Annotated in this window: 21 protein-coding genes; 15 read left to right on the top strand and 6 right to left on the bottom strand. The window is 65.8% G+C overall.

What is annotated here, in order from left to right; genetic code table 11:
* Positions 1 to 176 precede the first annotated feature (176 nt).
* From QK287_RS09820 to QK287_RS09750, 15 genes are all read left to right on the top strand, one after another.
* Positions 177 to 1,907, top strand: a complete 1,731-nt coding sequence (locus QK287_RS09820; RefSeq protein ID WP_282359980.1) for an ABC transporter ATP-binding protein — start codon at positions 177 to 179, stop codon at positions 1,905 to 1,907.
* The gene (locus QK287_RS09815) at positions 1,904 to 2,296 is read left to right on the top strand and encodes a GntR family transcriptional regulator (protein ID WP_282359945.1); all 393 of its coding nucleotides are present in this window, start codon (positions 1,904 to 1,906) and stop codon (positions 2,294 to 2,296) included. Before QK287_RS09820 ends, QK287_RS09815 begins: the two co-directional genes overlap by 4 nt.
* Positions 2,297 to 2,502: 206 nt before the next feature.
* Positions 2,503 to 5,343, top strand: a complete 2,841-nt coding sequence (gene uvrA, locus QK287_RS09810; RefSeq protein ID WP_253033584.1) for an excinuclease ABC subunit UvrA — start codon at positions 2,503 to 2,505, stop codon at positions 5,341 to 5,343.
* A gap of 111 nt (positions 5,344 to 5,454) precedes the next feature.
* On the top strand, positions 5,455 to 6,231 hold the full coding sequence (locus QK287_RS09805; protein ID WP_226774875.1) for an HAD hydrolase-like protein: 777 nt from the start codon (positions 5,455 to 5,457) through the stop codon (positions 6,229 to 6,231).
* Positions 6,218 to 6,886 (top strand): lysophospholipid acyltransferase family protein, encoded by a 669-nt coding sequence (locus QK287_RS09800; RefSeq protein WP_226774876.1) that lies wholly within the window; start codon positions 6,218 to 6,220, stop codon positions 6,884 to 6,886. Before QK287_RS09805 ends, QK287_RS09800 begins: the two co-directional genes overlap by 14 nt.
* A gap of 44 nt (positions 6,887 to 6,930) precedes the next feature.
* Positions 6,931 to 8,958, top strand: coding sequence for an excinuclease ABC subunit UvrC (uvrC, locus tag QK287_RS09795; protein WP_226774877.1), 2,028 nt, complete (start codon positions 6,931 to 6,933; stop codon positions 8,956 to 8,958).
* Between the two features lie 122 nt (positions 8,959 to 9,080).
* Positions 9,081 to 10,004: an RNase adapter RapZ gene (gene rapZ / locus QK287_RS09790; protein WP_226774878.1), complete on the top strand. Its 924-nt coding sequence runs from the start codon at positions 9,081 to 9,083 to the stop codon at positions 10,002 to 10,004.
* The gene (gene yvcK, locus QK287_RS09785; protein ID WP_226774879.1) at positions 10,004 to 11,023 is read left to right on the top strand and encodes a uridine diphosphate-N-acetylglucosamine-binding protein YvcK; all 1,020 of its coding nucleotides are present in this window, start codon (positions 10,004 to 10,006) and stop codon (positions 11,021 to 11,023) included. Before rapZ ends, yvcK begins: the two co-directional genes overlap by 1 nt.
* A gap of 10 nt (positions 11,024 to 11,033) precedes the next feature.
* On the top strand, positions 11,034 to 12,014 hold the full coding sequence (whiA, locus tag QK287_RS09780; RefSeq protein WP_226774880.1) for a DNA-binding protein WhiA: 981 nt from the start codon (positions 11,034 to 11,036) through the stop codon (positions 12,012 to 12,014).
* A gap of 172 nt (positions 12,015 to 12,186) precedes the next feature.
* Positions 12,187 to 12,810: a superoxide dismutase gene (locus QK287_RS09775; RefSeq protein ID WP_226774881.1), complete on the top strand. Its 624-nt coding sequence runs from the start codon at positions 12,187 to 12,189 to the stop codon at positions 12,808 to 12,810.
* Between the two features lie 255 nt (positions 12,811 to 13,065).
* Positions 13,066 to 14,076, top strand: a complete 1,011-nt coding sequence (gene gap / locus QK287_RS09770; RefSeq protein ID WP_226774882.1) for a type I glyceraldehyde-3-phosphate dehydrogenase — start codon at positions 13,066 to 13,068, stop codon at positions 14,074 to 14,076.
* A 10-nt stretch (positions 14,077 to 14,086) separates the two neighbouring features.
* Complete coding sequence (locus tag QK287_RS09765; RefSeq protein ID WP_282359944.1) at positions 14,087 to 15,313, top strand: phosphoglycerate kinase; 1,227 nt, start codon at positions 14,087 to 14,089, stop codon at positions 15,311 to 15,313.
* 81 nt (positions 15,314 to 15,394) lie between these two features.
* Positions 15,395 to 16,210 (top strand): triose-phosphate isomerase, encoded by an 816-nt coding sequence (gene tpiA, locus QK287_RS09760; protein WP_226774884.1) that lies wholly within the window; start codon positions 15,395 to 15,397, stop codon positions 16,208 to 16,210.
* A 49-nt stretch (positions 16,211 to 16,259) separates the two neighbouring features.
* The gene (gene secG / locus QK287_RS09755; RefSeq protein ID WP_226774885.1) at positions 16,260 to 16,517 is read left to right on the top strand and encodes a preprotein translocase subunit SecG; all 258 of its coding nucleotides are present in this window, start codon (positions 16,260 to 16,262) and stop codon (positions 16,515 to 16,517) included.
* A gap of 117 nt (positions 16,518 to 16,634) precedes the next feature.
* Positions 16,635 to 17,015, top strand: a complete 381-nt coding sequence (locus QK287_RS09750) for an RNA polymerase-binding protein RbpA (RefSeq protein ID WP_226774886.1) — start codon at positions 16,635 to 16,637, stop codon at positions 17,013 to 17,015.
* Positions 17,016 to 17,046: 31 nt separating this feature from the next.
* On the opposite strand, the gene pgl is transcribed toward QK287_RS09750, so the two are convergent.
* The 6 genes from pgl to tkt form a co-directional block, all read right to left on the bottom strand.
* Entirely contained in the window at positions 17,047 to 17,853 is an 807-nt protein-coding gene (gene pgl, locus QK287_RS09745; protein WP_226774887.1) for a 6-phosphogluconolactonase, read from the bottom strand.
* Positions 17,843 to 18,784, bottom strand: a complete 942-nt coding sequence (locus QK287_RS09740) for a glucose-6-phosphate dehydrogenase assembly protein OpcA (protein ID WP_226774888.1) — start codon at positions 18,782 to 18,784, stop codon at positions 17,843 to 17,845. The genes pgl and QK287_RS09740 overlap by 11 nt, the downstream gene beginning before the upstream one ends.
* A complete protein-coding gene (gene zwf, locus QK287_RS09735) occupies positions 18,781 to 20,343 on the bottom strand; it encodes a glucose-6-phosphate dehydrogenase (protein WP_226774889.1) in 1,563 nt (520 codons plus the stop codon). Before zwf ends, QK287_RS09740 begins: the two co-directional genes overlap by 4 nt.
* A 15-nt stretch (positions 20,344 to 20,358) precedes the next feature.
* Positions 20,359 to 21,993 carry a glucose-6-phosphate isomerase gene (locus tag QK287_RS09730; protein ID WP_282359943.1) on the bottom strand — a complete coding sequence of 545 codons (1,635 nt, stop codon included), beginning with the start codon at positions 21,991 to 21,993 and terminating at the stop codon, positions 20,359 to 20,361.
* A gap of 4 nt (positions 21,994 to 21,997) precedes the next feature.
* Entirely contained in the window at positions 21,998 to 23,128 is a 1,131-nt protein-coding gene (gene tal / locus QK287_RS09725; protein WP_282359942.1) for a transaldolase, read from the bottom strand.
* A gap of 66 nt (positions 23,129 to 23,194) precedes the next feature.
* Positions 23,195 to 25,312 (bottom strand): transketolase, encoded by a 2,118-nt coding sequence (gene tkt, locus QK287_RS09720; protein WP_282359979.1) that lies wholly within the window; start codon positions 25,310 to 25,312, stop codon positions 23,195 to 23,197.
* Between the last annotated feature and the right edge of the window lie 339 nt (positions 25,313 to 25,651).

The raw sequence follows: 25,651 nt of genomic DNA, 5'->3' as shown, positions 1-25,651 counted from the left end.
GGACCGGCACTCCCGCCGCCGGCGGGACCACAGAGCAACCCGTGCTGGACACACAACCGGACGGCCGGCGCGCTGCCCTCCCGTCAGCGCCTCCCGGAACGACCCCGGGCGTCGGCCGGCTTCGCTGGCGCACGGCAGGGCGGCTACTCGGGCTGCTGCGCCCGTCGAGGTTGCTGATGGCAGGCGTCCTCGCTGCCACCTGCGCATTTGTGGTGCTCAACGTGCTGGCGCCCAAAGTCCTCGGCGACGCCACCGACGTCGTTGTTGCTGGCGTCACCGGCGGAACCTTCGACCAGGATCAGCTGGCTGCCCTGCTGGCGGAGGTCTCGCTGATGTATCTGGGGGCCTCGGCCTTCAGTTGGATCCAGGGCACCCTGACGGCCGTTGCCGCGCAGCGACTCAGCAGCGGGCTGCGTGCCTCGGTGGAGGTCAAACTGCACGTCCTGCCGTCGGGCCACTTCGACGAGCAGCACCGTGGCGACGTTCTGAGCCGAGCCACCAACGACGTCGACAACATTGCCCAGGCGCTCAACCAGCTGCTCAACCAGCTCATTGTGTCGCTGTTGATGCTCTCCGGGGCGCTGGGCATGATGCTGTGGATCTCCCCGGTGCTGGCAGTGATCGCGCTGGTGTCCGTCCCGGTGTCGACCCTCATCACCGTCCTGGTGGCCCGGAAGTCACAGGGCCATTTCACTGAGCAATGGGGCAGCACCGGGGAGCTGCACGCACAACTCGAGGAGCTATTCACCGGACATGAGGTGATCAAGGCCTTTGGCCGGCAGGAGGCAGCTGCGTCCAGTTTCAGGGACGCCAACGACCGATTGTGCCGCGCGGGCGCACGCGCCCAGTACGTGTCCGGCGTCGTTCAGCCGCTGATGGTCCTGGTCTCCAACCTCAACTACATCGCCGTCGCCGTCGTCGGGGCGCTTCAGGTGCTGTCCGGGGCCATGACGATTGGCGGCCTTCAGGCCTTCATCCAATTCAGCAGGCTCTTCAGCCAACCGATGGGGCAGATTGGCGGCATGCTGACCCTGCTGCAGTCCTGCCTGGTCTCGGCCGGGCGGGTCTTTAACCTCCTGGATGCACCGGAGATCCCGCCGGACCCGGGCCGGCACGGGGCCGGAATTGCGCCGCCCCATGCCGCGGGCCGGGTCACGTTTGAGCGTGTGACGTTCGGTTACCGGCCCGGTTCACCGGTGGTCCAGGATCTGAGTTTTACCGTGGAACCCGGCCAGACCGTGGCAATTGTTGGCCATACCGGAGCCGGCAAGACCACTGTTGTGAACCTGCTTATGCGCTTCAACGAACTCGATTCGGGCCGGATTACTGTCGACGGCACGGATATCGCCGAACTGACACGCGACGAACTGCGGGCCAGGTTCGGGACCGTGTTGCAGGACTCCTGGCTCTTCACCGGCAGCATCCGGGAGAACATCGAATACGGCCGCCCCGGCGCGGGCGATGCCGCAGTGATTGCCGCTGCTCAGGCCAGCCATGTTGACCAGTTCGTCCGGGCGCTGCCTGAGGGGTACGACACGATGCTCGGCAACGACGGAGACTCGCTCAGCCGCGGACAGCGCCAGCTGATTTCGATTGCCCGTGCGCAACTCGCCGGGCGCAGCATCCTGGTCCTGGACGAGGCGACCAGCTCGGTGGATAGCCGCACCGAAGTCCAGATCCGCCGGGCGATGCGCGGCCTCAGGCAGGGACGCACCAGCTTCGTGATTGCCCACCGCTTGTCCACCGTGCGCGACGCTGATCTAATTCTGGTCATGGATCAAGGACGGATCGTTGAACAAGGAACCCACCGCCAACTCATCTCCAGGGGTGGGATGTACCTGAAACTGTATAAGGCACAGTTCGCCCGCCGCGAACAGGCCACCTCCGGCCGGGAGCCCGGACAGTGACCCCCACGGACGCATCGACGGTCCCGTTTCCCGGTGCCTGGCGGCCCAACCCCGGCAGCACGGTCCCGTTGTTTGATCAGCTCCGGCTCAACATTATTGAACGGGCCGACAACGGCGCGCTGGCGCCCGGGACCAAGCTCCCTGCCGTCCGCAGCCTTGCCGGCGAGCTGGGGGTCGCACCCCATACCGTGGCCCGCGCCTACAAGGAACTCGAGGCCGCCGGCGTTGTGGTCACCCGGCGCCGAAACGGCACTGTGATGTGCGCACGGGACGAAGCCTGGAGCTCGCTCTCCGCTGTGGCTGCCGGGTTCGCCGATGCCGCGAAAGCCCAGGGCGCCAGCTTCGCCGAGGCCGTGCAGCTGCTCGCCGCCGCGTACGACCGCTCCTAGGACCGGCGCTAAGTTGCCGCGCGGGATTTCGCGGCACGGGGCGCCCCGGAAATGGATCTTCGAAGAAGTTTTCGATTAGCATTGGTAGCGTGCCTAAAGCCGTAGCTGACGATCCAGCCGTAGATTCCCAGTCCGCAGTCCTCCCGACGGAGTCCGCAAAACCGGGCCGCGCAGACGATGCGCGCCCCGCGGTGAAGCGTCCGGACATGTCGCGGCTGGTGGTCAAAGGCGCGCGCGAGCATAATCTGCGCAACGTGGACCTGGACCTGCCCCGCGACTCCATGATCGTTTTTACCGGCCTCTCCGGCTCGGGCAAGTCGTCCCTGGCGTTCGACACTATTTTTGCCGAAGGCCAACGCCGCTACGTCGAATCCCTCTCCGCCTACGCCAGGCAGTTCCTCGGCCAGGTGGACAAGCCCGACGTCGACTTCATCGAGGGCCTCTCGCCCGCGGTGTCCATCGACCAGAAGTCCACCAGCAAAAACCCGCGCTCCACGGTGGGTACCATCACCGAAATCTACGACTACATGCGGCTCCTGTGGGCCCGCGTTGGCCGCCCACACTGCCCCATCTGCGGGGAGCCCGTCGCGAAGCAAACCCCGCAGCAGATCGTGGACCAGCTCCTGGAGCTGCCGGAAGGCACCCGCTTCCAGGTCCTGGCACCGGTTGTCCGGGGCCGCAAGGGCGAATTCGTCGAATTGTTCAAGGAGCTCACCGCCAAGGGATACTCGCGTGCCCGGGTCGATGACACGCTGATCCAACTCAGCGACCCGCCCAAGCTGGGCAAACAGTTCAAACACACCATCGAGGTGGTGGTGGATCGCCTTGTGGTCAAGGACGGCATCAGCCAGCGCCTCACGGACTCGGTGGAAACTGCCTTGGGCCTTGCCGAGGGCAGGATCCTCGCCGAGTTCGTCGACCTCGAAGCTGACGACCCGGAGCGGGTCCGGGCGTTCTCCGAACACCTCGCCTGCCCAAATGAGCACCCCCTGGCGATCGATGAGATCGAACCCCGCTCCTTTTCCTTTAACAATCCTTTCGGTGCGTGCTCGGCCTGCAGCGGCATCGGCACGAAGCTCGAGGTCGATGAGGAACTGATCATCCCGAACGGGGAGTTGTCCCTGGCGGAGGGTGCCATCGCTCCGTGGTCGCTCGGCACGGCAACCACGGAGTACTGGAACCGGCTGCTCGGCGGACTCGCCAAGGAACTGGGTTTCTCCATGAAAACCCCGTGGGACAAGCTCTCCGAGGACACCCGCCAGACCGTGCTGCACGGCAAGGACCACAAAGTGGTGGTGCAGTACCGCAACCGTTTCGGCCGGGAACGCAAATACAGCACAGGCTTCGAAGGCGTCATCCAGTACGTCCACCGCAAGCACCTCGAAACGGACTCGGACAAGGCCCGGGACCGTTACGAGGAGTACATGCGGCAGATTCCGTGCCCGGCCTGCAACGGTGCACGCCTGAACCCGGCCTCGCTCTCGGTGCTGATCAACGGCAAGTCCATTGCCGCGGTCGCCGCGTTGCCAATGCGCGACTGCGCCTATTTCCTGGACAACCTGGTGCTGACCGGACGGGAGGCCCAGATTGCCAACCAGGTCCTTAAGGAGATCCAGGCCCGGCTCACCTTCCTGCTCGACGTCGGCCTGGAGTATTTGAACCTGGAGCGGGCGTCCGGCACTCTCTCCGGCGGCGAAGCCCAGCGGATCCGGCTGGCCACCCAGATCGGTTCCGGCCTGGTGGGTGTCCTTTACGTCCTGGACGAGCCTTCCATCGGCCTGCACCAGCGGGATAACCGGCGCCTGATCGAGACACTCACCCGGCTGCGGGACCTCGGCAACACCCTGATTGTGGTCGAACACGACGAGGACACCATCCAGGAGGCCGACTGGGTGGTCGATATCGGACCCGGCGCCGGCGAGCACGGCGGCATGGTGGTGCACTCCGGTTCCTATCAGGGGCTGCTCGAGAACACCGAGTCACTCACCGGTGACTACCTCTCCGGCCGGAAGCGGATCGAAGTCCCGAAAAAGCGGCGAAAGTACGACAAAAAGCGTGAGCTTAAGGTCGTCGGCGCCAAGGAGCACAACCTCCTGAACGTTGACGCTACGTTCCCGCTGGGTCTGTTCACCGCGGTGACCGGCGTCAGCGGCTCCGGCAAGTCCACCCTGGTAAACGAGATCCTGTACAAGGTCCTGGCCAACAAGCTCAACGGCGCCAAACAGGTGGCCGGACGGCATAAGTCCATCCAGGGCCTCGAGCATCTCGACAAGGTGGTCCACGTCGATCAGAGCCCCATCGGCCGCACACCGCGGTCCAACCCAGCCACCTACACTGGCGTTTTCGACAATATCCGCAAGCTTTTCGCGGACACCACTGAGGCCAAGGTGCGCGGCTACCTGCCGGGCCGGTTCTCCTTCAACGTCAAGGGCGGCCGCTGCGAGGCTTGCTCCGGTGACGGCACGCTGAAGATCGAAATGAACTTCCTGCCGGACGTCTACGTACCCTGCGAGGTGTGCCACGGCGCCCGGTACAACCGCGAAACCCTGGAAGTCCACTACAAGGGCAAAACGATCGCCGACGTACTGAACATGCCCATCGAGGAAGGCGCCGAATTCTTCGCGGCGTTCTCGCCGATTGCCCGCCACCTGAGCACCCTCGTCGACGTCGGGCTCGGCTATGTCCGGCTGGGGCAGCCCGCGACGACACTCTCCGGCGGCGAGGCCCAGCGGGTGAAGCTGGCAGCCGAACTGCAGAAGCGCTCCAACGGCCGCAGCATCTACGTCCTTGACGAACCCACCACAGGGCTGCACTTCGAGGACATCCGGAAACTGCTGCTGGTCCTGCAGGGCCTCGTGGACAAGGGCAACACCGTCATCACCATCGAGCACAACCTCGATGTCATTAAAAGCGCTGACTGGATCGTCGACCTGGGCCCGGACGGAGGGTCCGGCGGTGGCCGAATTGTAGCTTCCGGAACACCGGAACAGGTGGCAAAGTCCACCCAAAGCCATACCGCAGCCTTCCTGGCCGACATTCTGGCCTGAAGCCGGCCGGGGCCGGTGCTTCCACCGAAGCGCCGGCCTTGCCGCGTCGGATACATTCCTTTCGGGGCATACGGGTTTCTGGCACCGGTAGACTCGTGAGAAACTAAGCCGGTGACCCAAACAACAGTGCCCGTGATTTTCGACCTGGACGGCACTCTTGTCGATCCGGTGCACGGAATATCGGACGGAATCGCGGCGGCCCTCACAGAGCTCGGACTCCGCATTCCGGGTAAAGCCCGAATGGATGCCATGATTGGCCCCAAACTCAGCCATTCGCTCACCGAAATCGCCGGGGTGCCTGCCGGTCAACTGGACGACGCCATCCGCATCTACCGTGCGCACTATCTGGCCACCGGCATCGCCCAAAGCCGGCTCTATCCCGGTATTCGCGCGCTGCTGGAAACCTTTGCCGGCGCAGGCCGGCCCATCGCCGTCGCCACCCAGAAACCCGAGGGCCTGGCCCGGACAGTGCTGGAGCACCACGGGATTGCCGGCCTGTTCCTCACCATCCGAGGCTCGGCCGCGGATGAGGCAGCGGCAGCCGGGACCCAGTCGGGGAAGAAATCGATCGTTGCCGCGGCGCTCTCGGATTTCTCCGGCCGTGGCCTGGACACCCGCGGTGCCGTGATGGTGGGGGACCGTGCCCAGGACGTTGCCGGCGCCGCTGCCAACGGCCTTGACTGTATCGGCGTAGGCTGGGGATTCGCTCCGGCTGGGGAACTGAACACTGCCGGCGCCGTGGAGGTTGTGCACAGCAGCGCCGAACTCTACGGGAGCATTACCCGGCGGGACACCGCCGTGAATCCGGAGCCGCTGGACCCGGTTGCAGTGAACCCGAACCTGACGAACGACGCTGTAAACGAGGTGTGCACCGATGGCAATGTTTGATGCAATCCGCTGGACCACCCGGGGTCTGGTGACCTCGACCTGCCGGCCGACGGTCATCGGACTTGAGAACGTGCCCAAGCACGGTCCCTTCATCGTGGCCCCCAACCACCTCTCGTTCCTGGACAGCGTGATCGTCCAGGCGCTGATGCCCCGCCCGGTCGCCTTCTTTGCCAAAGCCGAGTACTTCACCACCGGCGGAGTCAAAGGCAAGGTCATGAAGTCCTTCTTCGAAGCCGTTGGCTCGATCCCGGTGGAACGGGGCGAGCAGGCAGCCAGCGTCCAGGCGCTCAAAACGCTGCTGGAAATCCTGGACTCCGGCAAGGGCATCGGTATTTACCCGGAGGGCACCCGCTCCCGCGACGGAATTCTTTACCGCGGCCGCACCGGCGTGGGGTGGCTTGCCTTGACCACCGGCGCCCCGGTGCTCCCGGTGGGGCTGATCGGCACCGAGCACCTGCAGCCGGCGGACAGCAAGTCGGTCAAGCCGCAGCACTTCACCATGAGGGTCGGCGAACCGATGTATTTCGACAAAACCGGACCGGACCACTCCCTGCCGGCCCGCCGGCAGGCCACCGACCGCATTATGGACGCGATCGCCGAACTCAGCGGCCAGGAACGTTCCACCAGCTACAACCAAAGCAAGGCAGTGGACTAGCGCAGCCGTCAAGGGCACTGCTGCAGGCTCAGTAGACTGGAATCGTGGCAGATCCAGCGGGTTACCGACCCCAGACAGGTGAGATTCCGACCAATCCGGGCGTTTACCGCTTCCGCGACCCGCACGGCCGGGTCATCTACGTCGGCAAGGCCAAGAACCTCCGCTCGCGGCTGAACTCCTACTTCGCCAACCCGGCCGGCCTGCTGCCTAAGACATATGCGATGGTGCATACCGCGAGCAGTGTCGAGTGGACAGTCGTCGGCAGCGAACTTGAATCCCTCCAGCTGGAGTACACCTGGATCAAGGAATTCAAACCCCGGTTCAATGTCATGTTCCGGGATGACAAGAGCTACCCGTATCTCGCCGTATCGATGGCGGAGAAATACCCCCGGGTGCAGGTCCTGCGTGGCGAGCGCCGCAAGGGGACCCGCTACTTCGGCCCCTACACCGCGGGCGCCATCCGGGACACCATGGACACCCTGCTGCGCGTTTTCCCGGTCCGCAGCTGCAGCCCCGGCGTCCTCAAACGGGCCGAAGCCAGCGGCAGGCCGTGCCTGCTTGGCTACATCGACAAGTGCGCGGCACCCTGTGTCGGGCGCATCTCGGCCGAAGACCACCGCGCGCTGGCGGAGGACTTCTGCTCCTTTATGGGCGGCGAAGCCAAACCCTTCGTGACGCGGCTCGAGAAAGACATGGCTGCGGCGGTCGCGGAACTGGACTACGAGCGGGCTGCCCGGATCCGGGACGACATCGTTGCGCTGAAAAAGGTCTTTGAACGCAACGCAGTGGTCCTGGCCGAGGATACCGACGCCGACGTTTTTGCCCTGCACGAGGATGAGCTCGAAGCGGCCGTGCAGGTCTTCCACGTCCGGGGCGGCCGGATCCGCGGTCAGCGCGGCTGGGTGGTGGAAAAGGTCGAGGACACCACCACCCCGGACCTGGTGGAGCATTTGCTCCAGCAGGTCTACGGCGAGGAAGCAGGACTGCAGGGCAGGCTGCCGCGGGAGGTCCTCGTCGCGACGGAGCCCAGCAACGCCGCCGAACTGGCACAGTGGCTCAGCGGGCTGCGCGGGGCCCGGGTGGACGTCCGTGTCCCGCAGCGCGGCGACAAGGCCGCGCTGCTGTCCACCGTCCGGGAGAACGCCGAGCATGCCCTCAAACTGCACAAATCACGGCGCGCGGGGGACCTGACCATGCGTTCCCAGGCCCTGCAGGAACTGCAGGAGGCGTTGGATCTGCCGATCGCGCTGCTGCGGATCGAATGCTACGACATCTCGCACGTCCAGGGCACCAACGTTGTTGGTTCCATGGTGGTGGTGGAAGACGGCCTGCCGAAGAAGTCCGAGTACCGGAAGTTCTCCGTCACCGGCGCCGCCGCAACTGACGACACTGCCGCCATGCATGACGTTCTCACCCGGCGCTTCCGGAACTATCTGCAGGAGAAAGCGGTCCAGGCAGACGCGGCCCGGCAACCCGGACACCAGGCGCTGCTGAACGCTGTGGCAGACGCCGCCGTCGCCCCGGCGGCCGGGACCACGGTGGCGGATACCACCACTCCGGCGCCGCGAACCAAATTTGCCTACCCGCCCAACCTGGTCGTCGTCGACGGCGGCAAGCCCCAGGTCAACGCGGCCGCCCGGGCCCTGGCCGAGCTGGGCATCGACGACGTGTACGTTGTCGGCCTAGCCAAACGGCTCGAGGAAGTCTGGTTGCCGGACAGTGACTTCCCGGTGATCCTGCCGCGGGCCTCCGCCGGGCTGTATCTGCTGCAACGCATCAGGGACGAAGCGCACCGTTTCGCGATTTCCTTCCACCGGCAAAAGCGCGGCAAGGCGATGACCGTCTCCGCGCTCGACGGTGTGCCCGGCCTCGGTGACTCCAAACGCAAGGCGTTGCTCGCCCGGTTCGGCTCGGTGAAGAGCATCAAGGCGGCCAACATCGAGGAACTGACCGGGGCCAAGGGGATCGGTCCGTCCCTGGCTGAGGCGATCGTGCGGCACTTCTCCGCCGACGTCGAGAACGCCACAGTGCCCGCGGTCAACATGACCACCGGTGAAATCCTGGACACTTAGCTAGCGCCGGCAAACTTAGCTAGGGTTAGGACTTGGGATGAGGCGGGCCGCGACGGAACACTGCGCGGCCGCCACCCTTGAAGAGGCAGCGCACAACAGCACAGCAGAACGGGGCTTCACTGATGGCAGAGTCGACGGCAGGATCCGGTACAGAGCCGGACGGCATGACACCGGTAAAGCCCGTTGAGGCGGAACTTCTTGTCGTGACGGGCATGTCCGGAGCCGGCCGGAGCACTGCTGCGGACGCCCTGGAGGACCACGGCTGGTACGTCGTGGAGAACCTCCCCCCGCAGATGCTCGGCACCCTCGCGGAAATTGTCTCCCACGCCCCGGGTTCTATTTCCAAGCTTGCTGTTGTGATGGATGTCCGGAGCAAGGAGCTGTTCGCCGACATCCGTTCGGCCCTGCGGAACCTGGAAGCCAGCGGCGTCGGGTTCCGGGTCCTGTTCCTCGATGCCAACGACGACGTCCTGGTCCGCCGCTTCGAGCAGGGCCGGCGTCCGCACCCGCTCCAGGCCGGCGGCAGGATCCTTGACGGCATCGCCGCGGAACGCGAACTGCTCCACGAACTGCGAACCTCTGCCGACATTGTGCTGGACACCTCCGCGCTGAACGTGCACGGGCTCGCGACGGCGATCACCGAACTCTTCAGCGAAACGGGACCCGTGGCCCTGCGCCTGAACGTGATGAGCTTCGGTTTTAAGTACGGGCTTCCGGTCGACGCCAACTTCGTCGCAGATGCCCGTTTTATTCCCAACCCGCATTGGGTGCCGGCCCTCCGCCCGCACACCGGGCTGGACGAGGACGTCAGCGACTATGTGCTCAAGGCGCAAGGCGTCAGCGATTTTGTGGAACGCTACGTGCTGGCTCTTGAGCCGGTCCTGGACGGCTACCGCCGGGAGAACAAGCACTACGCGACCATTGCCGTCGGCTGCACCGGCGGCAAGCACCGCTCCGTCGCCGTCGCCGTCGAACTGTCCCGCCGGCTCGCGCAGTACCCGCGCGTCACCGTGACCACCACCCACCGGGACTTGGGCCGCGAATAATGGCGCTGCTCACCGGGCCGTTGCCCCTCGTCCCGCCGGCCAGCGCCGCGTTCGGCAGCCAGCAGGATAAGGGCCCTTCCGTCGTCGCGCTCGGCGGCGGCCATGGCCTCGCCGCGTCGCTCTCAGCGCTGCGCCTGCTGACCTCTGAGCTGACCGCCATCGTGACGGTAGCTGATGACGGTGGCTCCTCCGGACGGCTGCGCGAGGAGTATGGCGTGCTGCCCCCCGGGGACCTGCGGATGGCACTCTCGGCACTCTGTGACGACACCGACTGGGGCCGCACCTGGCGGGATGTGATGCAGCACCGATTCGCACCCGGCAAGGGCCGTGGCGGCTCGCTCGACGAGCACGCCATGGGCAACCTGCTGATTGTGACCCTCTGGGAACTCCTGGGCGACACCGTGGCGGGCCTCAAATGGGCCGGTGCGCTGCTGGGCGCGCGCGGCGAGGTCCTGCCGATGTCCAGCCTCCCGCTGACCATCGAGGGCCAGGTCCGGGTCACCGCCCCGGACGGCACCTCGGCGCTGCACACGGTGTCCGGGCAGGCCAAATGCGCCGTCGCGGGCTCACTGGAAAGCGTCCGGCTGTTGCCGGAGAACGCCCCGGCCTGCATCGAGGCACTCACCGCGATCGAATTGGCCGACTGGGTCATCCTCGGCCCGGGCTCCTGGTACACCTCCGTGCTGCCGCACCTGCTGCTGCCGGAAATGCGTGAAGCGCTGTGCAACACGGCAGCCCGCCGGTGCCTGACCATGAACCTCGCCACGGACACCAAGGAAACCCTCGGGATGTCCGCCGCCGACCACCTGCGGGTGCTCCGGCAGTACGCGCCGGACTTTACGATCGACGTCGTCCTGGCCGATCCGGCGTCCGTGGCTGACCTCGCCGACTTCGAACAGGCCGCCGGGATGCTCGGCGCCGAGGTGGTGTTGGGTAAAGTGGGGGCGTCGCGCCGCCAGCCCATCCACGACCCCCTGCGGCTGGCAACGGCTTACCACGACATTTTCGGGAACAGGTAGGAAAGGTGCCATGGCACTGACAGCATCAGTCAAGGAAGAACTGTCCCGGCTGGACATCAAGAAATCCTCGGTCCGCAAGGCTGAAGTGTCCGCCATGCTCCGCTTCGCCGGCGGGCTGCACATCATCTCGGGCCGGATTGTGATCGAAGCCGAGGTGGATCTCGCGTCGACTGCGCGCCGGCTCCGGGCAGCCATCGCCGAAGTGTACGGACACCAGAGCGAGATCATCGTTGTGTCCGGCGGCGGGCTGCGGCGCGGCAGCCGCTACGTGGTGCGTGTGGTCCGCGACGGCGAAGCGTTGGCCCGGCAGACGGGTCTCCTGGACGCCCGCGGCCGCCCGGTCCGCGGCCTGCCCTCGGTCGTGGTGAATGGATCCGCGGCCGACGCCGAGGCCGTCTGGCGCGGCGCCTTCCTTGCCCACGGATCCCTCACCGAACCCGGCCGCTCTTCTGCCATGGAGGTCACCTGCCCCGGCCCGGAGTCCGCACTGGCCCTCGTCGGCGCCGCCCGTCGGCTCGGCATCCAGGCCAAGGCCCGCGAAGTCAGGGGAGTGGACCGAGTGGTTATCCGCGACGGCGACACGATCGCCGCGCTGCTGACCCGGATGGGCGCCCACGACGCGCTGATGGTCTGGGAAGAGCGCCGGATGCGCAAGGAAGTCCGTGCCACCGCGAACCGGCTGGCCAACTTCGACGACGCCAACCTGCGCCGTTCCGCGCAGGCCGCCGTCGCTGCCGGAGCCCGCGTGGACCGGGCCCTGGAAATCCTCGGCGACGACGTACCGGAGCACTTGAAGTACGCCGGTGAGCTGCGGGTCGCGCACAAGCAGGCCAGCCTGGACGAACTGGGCCGGCTCGCGGACCCGGTGATGACCAAGGACGCAATCGCGGGACGGATCCGCCGGCTGCTCGCCATGGCGGATAAACGGGCGCAGGACCTCGGCATCCCCGGTACGGAAGCGAATGTGACACCGGAAATGCTTGACGAGTAGCCTCTCCTCAGAAACAACTGCAGAATTCAGATGGGGCAGCGGGAATACCTCAGCCGGACCGGAGGCTATGCCCACTGGATCCCGATCCAGAAACTTCCGGGTGCAAACACATCCGGATGCACAATCCGAGACTTACCAAACGGACAACCAGTCCACGACATTGGAGGATTTTGTGACCGAGTACGTACTGCCCGACCTCAGCTATGACTACGCAGCGCTGGAGCCCCACATCTCCGCGCGGATCATGGAGCTGCACCACAGCAAGCACCACGCCGCCTACGTGGCCGGCGCCAACAACGCCCTGGCCCAGCTGGCCGAAGCACGCGAAAAGGGCGACTTCGCCAACATCAACCGCCTCTCCAAGGACCTTGCGTTCCACACCGGCGGACACATCAACCACTCCGTGTTCTGGAACAACCTCTCCCCTGATGGCGGGGACAAGCCCGAAGGCGAGCTGGCGGCCGCCATCGATGACGCCTTCGGCTCCTTTGACGCGTTCCGGGCGCACTTCACCGCCGCGGCCATGGGCCTGCAGGGCTCCGGCTGGGCGTTCCTGGCCTACGAGCCGATCGGCGGAAACCTCGTGATCGAGCAGCTCTACGATCAGCAGGGCAACGTCGCCGTCGGTACCACGCCGCTGCTGATGCTGGACATGTGGGAGCACGCCTTCTACCTGGACTACGTCAACGTCAAAGCAGACTACGTCAAGGCCTTCTGGAACATCGTGAACTGGGCCGACGTCGCCAAGCGCTTTGACGCCGCCCGCCAGAACGCCACCGGCCTGATCACGCTGTAGCAGGTCATGCGGCTGTAACAAAGCTCACAATTGGGCCCGTTCGGCCCAAATTGTGGACGGTCCGCCCCCGCACTTGCGGGGGCGGGCCAAGCTAAACGTAAGATGGATCACGGAAGGCGGTTAGCCTTCAGCAATGTGGCTGGTCGCCCTCCGATCTGGTAATCATCTCTGCCCAATGGCGTGCGGGATCTGTTAGTTGGCTTGAGCGCCTTCTCAACTAGTCGTGCTTGTAAAAGCACCAAGGAGACTGAAAACGTGACCACCCGTATTGGTATTAACGGCTTTGGCCGTATTGGCCGCAACTACTTCCGCGCCGCACTCGCCCAGGGGGCGGACCTCGAGATCGTTGCAGTCAACGACCTCACCAGCCCGGAAGCACTGGCGCACCTCTTCAAATACGATTCCGTCGGCGGCCGTCTGGCCCAGACCATCGAAGTCAAGGACGGCAACATCGTCGTCGACGGCAAGACCGTTAAGGTCCTCGCCGAGCGCGACCCCGCCAAGCTGCCCTGGGGCGAGCTCGGAGTCGACGTTGTGATCGAGTCCACCGGTTTCTTCACCAAGGCCGCCGATGCGCAGAAGCACATCGATGCCGGCGCCAAGAAGGTCCTGATTTCCGCCCCCGCCTCGGACGAGGACATCACGATCGTGATGGGTGTGAACGAAGGGCTTTACGACCCGGCCGCTCACCACATCATTTCCAACGCCTCCTGCACCACCAACTGCCTCGGCCCGCTCGCCAAGGTGCTCAACGACGCCTTTGGCATCGAGCGCGGCCTGATGACCACCATCCACGCATACACCGCTGACCAGAACCTGCAGGACGGCCCGCACAAGGACCTCCGCCGTGCCCGTGCCGCAGCCATCAACATGGTTCCCACCTCCACCGGCGCGGCCAAGGCAATCGGACTGGTCCTGCCCGAACTCAAGGGCAAGCTCGACGGCTACGCCATCCGCGTGCCGGTCCCTACCGGCTCCGCAACCGACCTGACCGTTATTGTGTCGCGAGAGACGACCGTCGAGGAAGTCAACGCCGCGCTCAAGGCCGCGTCCGAAACTCCCGAACTCAAGGGCCTGCTGACCTACACCGACGAGCCGATTGTCTCCTCCGACATCGTCGGCGACCCGGCATCCTCCATCTTCGACTCCGGGCTCACCAAAGTGATCGGCAACCAGGTCAAGGTTGTTTCCTGGTACGACAACGAGTGGGGCTACTCCAACCGCCTCGTGGACCTCACGGAGCTCGTCGCAGCCAAGCTGGGCTAGGGTAAGACTCATGACATTCCACACCCTCAACGAACTGATCGCTGATGGTGTCCGCGGGCGGTACGTTCTGGTCAGAAGTGACCTGAACGTACCGCTCGACGGCTCTTCAGTCACTGACGACGGCCGCATCAAGGCCTCCCTCCCAGTGCTGGCGAAGCTCACGGATGCCGGTGCCCGCGTGCTGGTTACAGCCCACCTCGGCCGCCCCAAGGGCGCCCCCGAGGACAAGTTCTCACTCAAGCCAGCTGTCGCGCGGCTTGCCGAACTCGCCTCCTTCAAGGTCTCCCTTGCAGGGGACACCGTCGGCAGTTCCGCTGCGGCCGGAGCGGCGGCGCTGCAGGACGGCGAGGCCCTGGTCCTGGAGAACGTTCGTTTCGACGCCCGGGAGACGTCAAAGGACGACGTTGAACGGGGCGCATTCGCCGATGAGCTGGTGGCCCTCACCGGATCCCACGGCGCGTTTGTGGACGACGCCTTCGGCGCCGTACACCGCAAGCACGCCAGTGTGTACGACGTCGCGACCCGCCTGCCCTCCTACCAGGGCGACTTGGTCCGCACCGAGGTCGAGGTGCTGCGCAAGCTCACCACCGACACGCAGCGGCCCTACGTCGTTGTGCTGGGCGGTTCCAAGGTCTCGGACAAGCTGGCCGTGATCAACAACCTCATCGGCAAGGCAGACACCATCCTGGTCGGCGGTGGCATGTTGTTCACCTTCCTCGCCGCCGCGGGCCACAAGGTGGCCGGCAGTTTGCTCGAAGAGGACCAGATTCCGGTCGTGCAGGACTATCTGGCGCGCGCAGCGGCCGCCGGGACCGAATTTGTGGTTCCCACCGACGTCGTGGTGGCAAATAAGTTCGCCGCCGACGCCGCGCAGGAGACGGTGCGTGCGGACGCGATGGAAGGCAGCAGCTTCGGCGCGCAGGGCATTGGCCTGGACATCGGTCCGGAATCGTCTGCCGCGTTCGCGGAACGGATCCAGGGCGCCAGGACGGTGTTCTGGAACGGACCCATGGGGGTATTCGAGTTCCCTGCGTTCGCCGCCGGGACACGGGCCGTCGCCGCGGCACTAACCGAAACCGGGGCGTTCACAGTCGTCGGCGGCGGCGACTCCGCCGCCGCGGTCCGGACCCTGGGTTTCGCCGATGATCAGTTTGGGCACATTTCCACCGGCGGCGGCGCCAGCCTGGAGTACCTTGAAGGCAAGGAACTTCCCGGCCTGAGCGTCCTGGACCGCTAAATCCTCCAGCCGGCAGGGCCCCTTCTCCAAGGACGGGCGCCCTGCCGGCTGTTTCACTGCTACGAACTTTTTGGAGACCACGTGACTACGTCAAGCAACGGAAAATTCGACCGGACGCCCTTCATCGCTGGCAACTGGAAGATGAACATGGACCACGTCCAGGGCATTACCCTGCTGCAGAAGCTGGCCTGGACCCTCTCGGACGCCAAGCACGACTACAGCCGGGCGGAGGTTGCCGTTTTCCCGCCGTTTACCGACCTTCGCGGTGTCCAGACGCTCGTCCAGGGCGATGAGCTGAAGGTTGTCTACGGTGGCCAGGATCTCTCGCCGGCCGACTCCGGTGCGTACACCGGCGACATTTCCGGGCAGTTCCTCGCCAAGCTTGGCTGCAGCTACGTCCTGGTCGGGCACAGCGAACGCCGCACCATCCACCACGAAGCTGACGAGGTCCTCAACGCGAAGACCAAGGCAGCCTTCCGGCACGGCATTACCCCCGTGCTGTGCGTCGGCGAAGGCCTGGAAATCCGGCAGGCCGGAACGCACGTTGACCACACACTCGCGCAGCTCCGGGCTGGCGTCGAGGGCCTCACCCCCGAGCAGGCCGCGGAACTCGTCGTCGCCTACGAGCCCGTTTGGGCCATCGGAACGGGCGAAGTTGCCGGTCCGGACGACGCGCAGGAAATGTGTGCCGCGATCCGCAGCGAACTGTCCACCCTTTTTGGTGCCGACGTCGCCGCCAAGACCCGGCTGCTTTACGGCGGTTCGGTTAAGGCCAACAACGCTGCCGCCATCATGAAAGAGCACGACGTGGACGGCTTGCTTGTTGGCGGCGCCAGCCTGGATGCCGCCGAGTTTGCTAATATTGTCAGGTTCGAGAGTCACCTGCTGACGGATTAGTCCGGACACCATCGTGGCCCCCGCAATCCAAATCTTCTGAAAGGCCGTCGTGGACGTTCTTCATGTCATTCTGCAGGTCCTCCTGGGCATCACCAGCCTGCTGCTGACCTTGCTCATCCTGCTGCATAAGGGTCGCGGTGGCGGCCTGTCCGACATGTTCGGCGGCGGCATGACCTCCGGCCTCAGCTCCTCCGGCGTCGCCGAACGGAACCTGAACCGCTTTACGGTCATCCTTGGCATCACCTGGGGCATTGTGATCATCGGGCTGGGTCTGCTGATGCGTTTCAGCGGTGCCGGCGACTCCTGACCCAACGGCCGAAAACTCAATAACGGGTCCTCTGGCCCTCCCGGCATCGGGAGCTCACCAACTACACTGTGGCTGATTGCATGCGCATTCCGTCCCTCGAGTAGCCAGGAGCTCCCGATGCTTCATTCTGCCTCCGGGTTCCGGGGAACCCGGGTAGGTGCCACAGAAGGGGCTCCAGCACGCCACGAGCCGCCTGCCAGCGCGGCCGCCCGGATACCACGCACCCGGTTCTCCTACCGTTGCGCCAAGGGCCACGAGACTGCACTGGTTTTCGCGCAGCTGCCCGACGAGCAGATCCCCGGTGTCTGGGACTGCCGGCACTGCGGCGGAACCGCAACCCGGGACGAAACCCAATTCTCACTCGATGACGTCCCGGCGGAAGGCTACAAGAGCCACCTCGAATACGTTAAAGAACGGCGCTCCAGCCAAGACGCCGAGGACGTCCTGGCCGGAGCGCTGGAGCGGCTGCGCGCCAGCCGATCCTTCCCGCCAGGATAGATTGGCAGGATAGGCGGTGGAAGAGAGCGGCCTAGGCCTTGCGCACCAACTGTTCCGGAACGTGCGAGGCCGCATTTTCGTCGATCAGCCACAGCGTCTCGTCCCGGCCCCTTGGACCTGCCGCCGGCACCTGTACCGGGTTGGCTCCGGCAAGGGCCAGTCCGACCGCACCGGCTTTGTCCTCGCCGGCAACGACCATCCAAATTTCCAGTGCCGTGTTAATGGCCGGCAGCGTCAGCGACACCCGCATCGGCGGCGGCTTGGGGGAGTTGCGGACCCCCACCACCGTCAGTTGCTTCTCCCTGACGCCGGCCTGTTCGGGGAACAGCGAGGCGACGTGCGCGTCCGGACCCACGCCGAGGAGCACGATGTCGAAGCGGGGGAGGACCCCGGGCCGCTCCGGCCGGTCGTCGGACATGTCCGCGGCGTGTTCCGCAGCCGCGGCCGCGGCCAGGCGGCGGGAATAGTCCGCGGCAGCCTCTTCCGGAGTGTCAAAGTCCGCGGTGGAACCGGGGGTGTGGATTCGCTCCGGATCGGCGTTGATATGGGAGAGCAACGCATCGCGGGCCTGTCGGGCGTTGCGCTCAGGGTCCTCGGCTGCGAGGAACCGCTCATCACCCCACCAGAAATTGACCTTCGACCAGTCCACGGCGGGCGCAGCAGGCGACTCGGCGACTGCCTTGAGCGACCCGATGCCCATCGAGCCACCGGTCAGCACCACCGTCGCTTCGCCGTGTTTGTCCTGAATGTCCACGAGCTTGGTGATCAGGCGGGCCGCGATGGCGGCCATCAGAACGGTCGAGTCGGGATGGATGCTTACTCTGGGCTCAGCGCTCACTGGGACGGACACTCCTTAAGTTGGTACGTGGCAGTCCAATAGTAATCACTTCACCAAACACTTCGTCCGGATCGAGCCGACGCAGCTCCTCGGCCAGGCAGTCCTTCAGGCTGCGGCGCGGAAGGGAGATGCGCTGCACCGGCTGGCCCGGCTGGCTCAGTTCCGCCACTGTCTGCCCAGGCCGGAACAGCTGCACGTCCCCGCTGGACCGGGTCAGCCGGACACGCCGGATTCCGGTGCCGGCCGGGTCAGCGACAATTGTCACCGGGGCATCCAGTGCCAGCGTCAGCCATGCGGCGAGCAGGATAGTACTGGGGGAGTCCGAGGCGCCTTCGACGGCGACGGCCGTGACCGGTGAGCTGTCCACCTGGTCCAGGACCGCCGCCAGCTGGATTCGCCAGTTGGTCAGGCGCGTCCAGGCGAGATCCGTATCACCGGCTTTATAGGTGCGGCGGACGTTCTCGAGGGCCCGCTGCGGGTCCGCCTCGTTGCCCGAGTCCGTGATGCGCCGGTGCGCGATCCGGCCGATGGACGTCTCGCACGCATTCTTCGGGGCACCGTGCGGCCACCAGGCTACAATCGGCGCGTCCGGCAGCAGCAGCGCCGCAACGAGCGATTCGCTTTCCTCCGCGAGTTCGCCGTACCCGCGGAGCAAAATAACCTCGGATGCGCCGGCGTCACCGCCCACCCGGATCTGCGCGTCGAGCCGGGTTGGAGCCTTGGCGCCGGCGTCGGCAAGGACGATGATCCGGCAGGGGTGCTCGCGGCTGGCCTCATTGGCGGCTTCGATAGCCTCCTCCTCGAGCCCGGACTTGGTGACGACCACCAGGGTCAGTACCCGTCCCAGGGCGATCACGCCGCCCTGCTCACGCAGTGCCGTGATCTTCTTGGAGATCTTCGAGGTGGTGGTGTCGGGAAGATCTACGATCATGGCCTTCTCCAGGTTCGTCCGTCGCGGGCAAGCAGCTGGTCGGCGGAAGCCGGCCCCCAGCTTCCGGGGGCGTACGGTTCCGGTTGTTCAGGCAGGGACGCCCAGTATTCCTCGAACGGGTCCAGGATCTTCCAGGACAGCTCGACTTCCGCGTGGCGGGGAAAGAGCGGCGGTTCACCAAGCAGCACGTCAAGGATCAGCCGTTCGTAGGCCTCGGGGCTGGACTCGGTGAAGGAGTGGCCGTAGCCGAAGTCCATCGTGACGTCCCGGACCTCCATCTGCGTGCCCGGCACCTTGGAGCCGAACCGGATGGTGGCGCCCTCGTCGGGTTGGACCCGGATCACCACGGCGTTCTGGCCGAAGTCGTCCTCACCGTGGTCGGTGAAGAGCAGGTTCGGTGCGCGCTTGAGCACCACAGCGATCTCGGTCACCCGGCGGCCCAGCCGTTTGCCGGCGCGAAGGTAGAACGGCACTCCCGCCCAGCGCCGGGTGTTGATGTCGACCCGGATCGCGGCGAAGGTCTCCGTTTTGGAGTCCGCCGGGATGCCTTCTTCCTCCAGATAGCCAACAACTTGCTCGCCGCCCTGCCAGCCGCCGGTGAATTGCCCTCGGGCCGAGTGGGTGGACAGGTCTGCGGGGAGCCGGACGGCTGCAAGGACCTTCTCTTTTTCCGCGCGCAGGTCATCGGCGTTGAATGAAATCGGCTCTTCCATTGCGGTGAGCGCCAGGAGCTGCAGCAGGTGGTTCTGGAGGACGTCGCGGGCTGCGCCGACACCGTCGTAGTAGCCCGCCCGGCCACCGGTGCCGATGTCCTCGGCCATGGTGATCTGGACGTGGTCGACGTAGTTGGCGTTCCAGAGCGGTTCGAAGAGCTGGTTGGCGAAGCGCAGTGCCAGAATGTTCTGCACCGTCTCCTTGCCCAGATAGTGGTCGATCCGGAAAACGGAATCGGGCGGGAAGACGGATTCCACGATGTTGTTGAGCTGGCGTGCCGATTCCAGGTTGTGGCCGAACGGCTTTTCGATCACAACGCGCCGCCACTTGTCTCCGGCGGCCTGCGCCAGGCCATGTTTGGACAGCTGCCGGCACACCAGTTCGAAGGCGTTCGGGGGGATGGAGAGGTAGAACGCGTGGTTGCCGCGGGTTCCGCGCTGTTCGTCGAGTTCGTCGATGGTTTCACTGAGGCGCTTAAACGCTTCGTCGTCGTCGAACTCGCCCTGCACAAAACGGATGCCCTCGGACAGTTGGGTCCACACGGTCTCATCAAACGGGGTGCGGGCGTAAGCCTTCACCGCCGTCTTCACCTCGGCGGCGAAGTCCTCATTCTCCCAGTTCCGCCGCGCAAAACCGACGAGCGCGAAACTGGGCGGGAGCAGCCCGCGGTTGGCCAGGTCGTAGACGGCCGGCATGAGCTTTTTACGGGCGAGGTCTCCCGTGACCCCGAACAGGACCAGCGACGACGGTCCGGCAATACGGTTCAGGCGCCGGTCCCTCGGGTCCCGGAGCGGGTTCCGCCCCCGGCCCGTGGAATTGCGGTTGCCGTTGTGGTTTTCTGGCATGGTTGGGTGGGTGCCTTAGCTTTCGGTGGAGGGGACTGCCTGGCCGGCCAGCGCCGCAACGATTTCCCGCAACTGGCGGACGCCTGCGGCGCGGTCCGTGAGGTGCAGGCGCAGGACCGGGCGGCCGTGTTCCGAGAGGACTTGCGCATCGCCGGCGGCTTGGGCCGAGATCAACTCCCCGAAGCTGAAAGGCCGATCCGGGATGGCCAGGTCGGTGGCTGCCGCTGCGCTCACCTGCAGGAAGACACCGATCGCGGGTCCGCCCTTATGGAACTGCCCGGTCGAGTGCAGGAACCGCGGGCCCCAGCCGAACGTCACGGGGCGGCGGGTGACGGCTGCCAGTTGGTCCCGGACGTCCTCAAGGGGTGCGTAGGCGAGTCGGTCAAAGTAGGCCTGGACACTGAGGTAGCTGTCCGGCTCCAGTTCGCCGAGCAGCGCACTGAGAGCGCCGGCAGCGGTTCGGGCGCCGCCAAGCCAGGAACCTCCGCGGACCTCGATAGCACCGTCGGTAAAGGCCGCCGGCGTCGGCTCCGGCTGCGCGTCAAGGAGGCCGCGGGCGGCCACCTTGGCAGCTTCGACGTCAGGCTGGTCAAAGGGGTTGATCCCGAGGAGGCGCCCGGCGACAGCCGTGGCGAACTCCCACGTGATCATTTGGGTGGGCAGGCCGCCGGCAATCGCAACCTCGTTCTCACCGAGGTCGACGTCGGCATCGGCCGCCACAAGGCGGATGACGAGGACGTCCGCGGCGCCGAGGGTCGCTTCCGGGGAAGACGGTCCGGCGACAACCGGCAACACGCCGGTGCCGAGTTTGCCGGTGGACTCGGCGATGAGCTGTTCGGCCCAGTCCGCGAAGCCCTTGATCCCCGAGCCGTCCTCGGCAATAACGATCTTGTTGCGCAGCGGCTTGGTGCCGCCCAGCGCGGCGCCGAGGGCCAGACCGATGTTTTCCCCGCCGTCCTCGTTGAGGACCTCGGCGGCTTCCTCCGCTTCGTCCAGGAAAGCCTGGATATCCACCCCGGCAAGGCCGGACGGAACCATCCCGAACGCAGTAAGCGCCGAGTAGCGGCCGCCGACGTTTGGGTCAGCGTTGAATACCGCGCGGTACCCGGCCTCGCGGGAGGCCTTATCCAGCGGGGATCCCGGATCGGTGACGATGATGATCCGGCTCTTCGCGTCGAGTCCGGCCGCGGTGAAGGCATGCTCGAAGATCCGGCGCTGGGAATCCGTCTCCAAGGTGGATCCGGACTTCGAGGACACCACAACAGCGGTTTCGGCCAGCCGGTCCGCCAGCGCGGCGGAGACCTGTTCCGGATCGGTGCTGTCCAGGACGGTCAGCTCGACGCCGGCGGTTCCGGCGATGACCTCCGGGGCCAGCGAGGAACCGCCCATGCCGCAGAGCACGATCCGGCGGACACCTTCGGCGCGCAGTGCGTCACGCAGGGCCAGGATGTCCGCCACCAGGGACTGGGAGACCGTGGCCGCCTCGACCCAGCCGAGCCGCACGGAAGCCTCGGCTTCGGCCTCGGAACCCCACAGCGTGGGGTCCTTGGCGAAGATCCGGGTGGCGACCTTGTCCGCCAGCAGGGCAGGCAGGTGCTGTTCGTGGGCGAGGCGGGCGGCGCCCGTGGCGTCGTAGCTGAGTGTGGTCATGGGACTAAGCGTCCTTCCGTGCAGCGGCGAGGGCGACCCCGACGTCGGCCAGCAGTTCCTTCCAGCTTGCCACGAACTTGTCGAGGCCTTCGGTTTCGAGGGTCGCGACGACTTCGTTATAGGAAATGCCGAGGGCATCGAGTGCATTCAGCGTGGCGTTGGCGTCGTCGTAGCCGCGGCTGATCGTGTCCCCCGTGACGGCGCCGTGGTCGAAGGTCGCGTCGAGGGTCTTCTCCGGCATGGTGTTCACAACGCCGGGGGCCACAAGCCCGGTGACGTAAAGGGTGTCGGGGTAGGCAGGATCCTTGACTCCGGTGGAGGCCCACAGCGGGCGCTGCGGGCGGGCCCCGGCGTCGGCAAGGAGGCCCCAGCGTTCGGTGGAAAAGAGCTCTTCGTAAACCTGGTAGGCAAGGCGGGCGTTGGCCAGCCCGGCTTTGCCCTTGAGGGCCCGGGATTCGTCGGTGCCGATCGCGTCGAGGCGCTTGTCAATCTCGGAGTCGACGCGGGAAACGAAGAACGACGCGACGGAGTGGATCGTGGCGATGTCGTGGCCGTTGCCTTTGGCTTGTTCAAGGCCGGTCTGGAAGGCGTTGATGACGGCACGGTAGCGCTCCAGCGAGAAGATCAGCGTGACGTTGACGCTGATGCCGGCCGCCAGGGTGGCCGTGATTGCTTCGAGGCCTTCGAGGGTCGCGGGGATCTTGATCAGGACGTTGTCCTTGTTGACCCGGGCGTAGAGTTCCTTGGCTTCGGTGATCGTACCGGCGGTGTCCCAGGCCAGACGCGGGTCCACCTCGATGGACACACGCCCGTCGATGCCGTTGCTGGCAGCCGCCACCGGGGCGAAGAGCTCGCACGCGTCGGCGACGTCGGTTGTGGTGATGGCGAAGACGGTGTCCTCAACGCTGGCCCCGGCCGCGGCCTGGGCAGCGATGACGGCGTCGTAGTCGTGGCCGGTGGTGATAGCCGCGTGGAAGATCGACGGGTTGGTCGTGACCCCCACGACGTTTTTCTCTTCGATCAGTTTGCGCAGGGTACCGGTATCGAGGCGCCCGCGGGAGAGGTCATCGAGCCAGATGGAGACGCCGGCGTCGGACAGCTGCTGCGTGGGGGAAGAAGCGGGGGTGGTGGTCATATTTCACTCCTGGAGTCTGGGGCCGCCGCCTGTTGGGGCGGCGGCCCGGAAGGTATGAAGTTCGGGTCAGGCCGTGAGGCCGGCGAGGGATTCCTTGGCTGCGGCGGTGACGGCTTCGGCGGTGATGCCGAATTCCTGGAACAGGCGCTTGTAGTCCGCGGAAGCGCCGAAGTGTTCAAGGCTGATGGAACGGCCGGCGTCGCCGACGAACTCCCGCCAGCCCAGGGCAAGCCCGGCCTCGACCGAGACACGTGCTTTTACGGCACTTGGCAGCACGGCTTCACGGTACGCGGGGTCCTGCTGGTTGAACCATTCCACGCACGGCATGGACACGACCCGGGTCGGGATGCCTTCGGCCTGCAGTGCTTCGCGGGCCCGGACGGCGAGTTGGACCTCGGAACCGGTGCCGATCAGGATGACCCGGGCCTGGGCGGTTTGGCCGTTGGCGGAGGCTTCGGCGAGAACGTATCCGCCCTTTGCGACACCGGCGGTTGACGCGAACGTGTCGGCGTCGGCGTCCCCTCCACCGCGGGCCCAGGTGGGAATGTTCTGACGGGTCAGCACGATCCCGGCCGGGTTCTGGTGGTTTTCGAGCATAACCTTCCAGGCCGCGGCGACCTCGTTCGCGTCGCCCGGGCGGACGACGTCCAGGCCCGGAACGGCACGCAGTGACGCAAGCTGCTCGACCGGCTGGTGGGTCGGACCGTCTTCGCCGAGACCGATTGAGTCGTGCGTCCAGACATACAAGGACGGGACTCCCATCAGCGCACCGAGCCGGATGGCCGGACGCTGGTAGTCGGAGAAGATCAGGAACGTGCCGGAGAACGCCCGGGTCGCCCCGTGCAGGGTGATGCCGTTCACGATCGACGCGGCGGCGTGCTCACGGATCCCGAAGTGCAGGACGCGCCCGTACGGGTTGCCCTTCCACGCGTTTGTGGACCGGGACACCGGGATGAACGACGCGGAGCCTTCAATAGTGGTGTTGTTCGACTCCGCCAGGTCCGCCGAACCGCCCCACAGCTCGGGCATAACCGGGCCGATCGCGTTCAGGACCTTCCCGGATGCGGCCCGGGTTGAAACGTCCTTGCCGGCTTCAAAGACCGGCAGGGAGGCGTCGAAACCGGCCGGGAGTTTACGCGCCTCGACGCGTTCGAGCAGTGCCGCGCCCTCGGGGTTCCCGGCCTGCCACGCCTCGAAGGACGCCTGCCACTCGGAACGGGCCGCGGCGCCGCGGTCTTGCGCTTCCCGGGTGTGCGCCAGGACCTCGTCGTCGACCTGGAACGAGCGCTCCGGGTCGAATCCCAGGACTTTCTTCAGGCCCGCGACTTCCTCCGCGCCCAGCGCGGAGCCGTGGATTTTACCGGTGTTCTGCTTTTTCGGTGCCGGGTACCCGATGATGGTGCGCAGCGAGATGATCGAGGGCTTGTCCGTCTGGGCCTTCGCGGCGAGGAGTGCGGCGTGGAGTTCCTGCACGTCCTCCTTGTATTCGCCGGTCCGGGTCCAGTCCACACGCTGGGTGTGCCAGCCGTAGGCCTCGTAGCGGGCCAGGACATCTTCGGTGAAGGCGACGTCGGTATCGTCCTCGATAGAGATGTGGTTCTCGTCATAAATGACAACGAGGTTGCCGAGCTCCTGGTGGCCGGCGAGGGAGGACGCCTCACTGGTCACACCCTCCTGCAGGTCGCCGTCGGAGGCAATAACCCAGATGGTGTGATCAAACGGGCTGGCACCAGCGGGAGCATCAGCATCGAACAACCCGCGCATCCGCCGCTGGGAATAGGCAAAACCCACCGCGGACGCCAGACCCTGACCCAACGGCCCAGTGGTGATCTCCACCCCGGCCGTGTGCTGATATTCCGGGTGGCCCGGCGTCAACGAACCCCAGGTGCGCAACGCCTTCAAATCCTCCAGCTCAAGGCCATACCCGGAAAGGAACAACTGGATATACAAGGTCAGTGAGGTATGCCCGGGGGAGAGCACAAAACGGTCCCGCCCCAACCAGTCAGGTCTCTTCGGATCGTGCCGCATCAACTTCTGGAAGAGAAGGTAGGCGGCAGGCGCCAAACTCATCGCCGTCCCCGGGTGGCCGTTGCCGACCTTCTCCACGGCGTCGGCAGCGAGAACGCGGACAGTGTCCACGGCGCGCTGGTCCAAGCTGGTCCAAGACAGTTCTTGCTCTTCCAAATGTGGCACGAAAACCGGGCCCCTCTCTGTGCTGACGGCGGGTGGTTTGGTCAGTCCCGTCCGGGCACAGTTCGGTGCCCGCTGCGGTACGTACCAGCCGTTCACCATCGAAACGTTGATCTATCATTCAGTCGCGCGTGCAATCGGACATCCGCGGAAACTCCGGACAGGCACTTCAGTCACTGGAACGGACCGTGCAGGGCGTTCCGTGCGCGCTGATCTGCAGACAGCTTAGCCCCATTCCACCCTCGGACGGCCGCGAATCTCACTAAATGGACGGGATTTCCGGTTATATGAATCACGGGCCGCCGCGGCCGCCCGTGAGCCCGCGTTAACCTG

Source organism: Arthrobacter sp. AL05, assembly GCF_029960715.1.
Taxonomy (GTDB): Bacteria; Actinomycetota; Actinomycetes; order Actinomycetales; family Micrococcaceae; genus Arthrobacter.
Note: the sequence above shows the minus strand (reverse complement) of the source record. Positions and strands in the feature narration are given on the sequence as shown.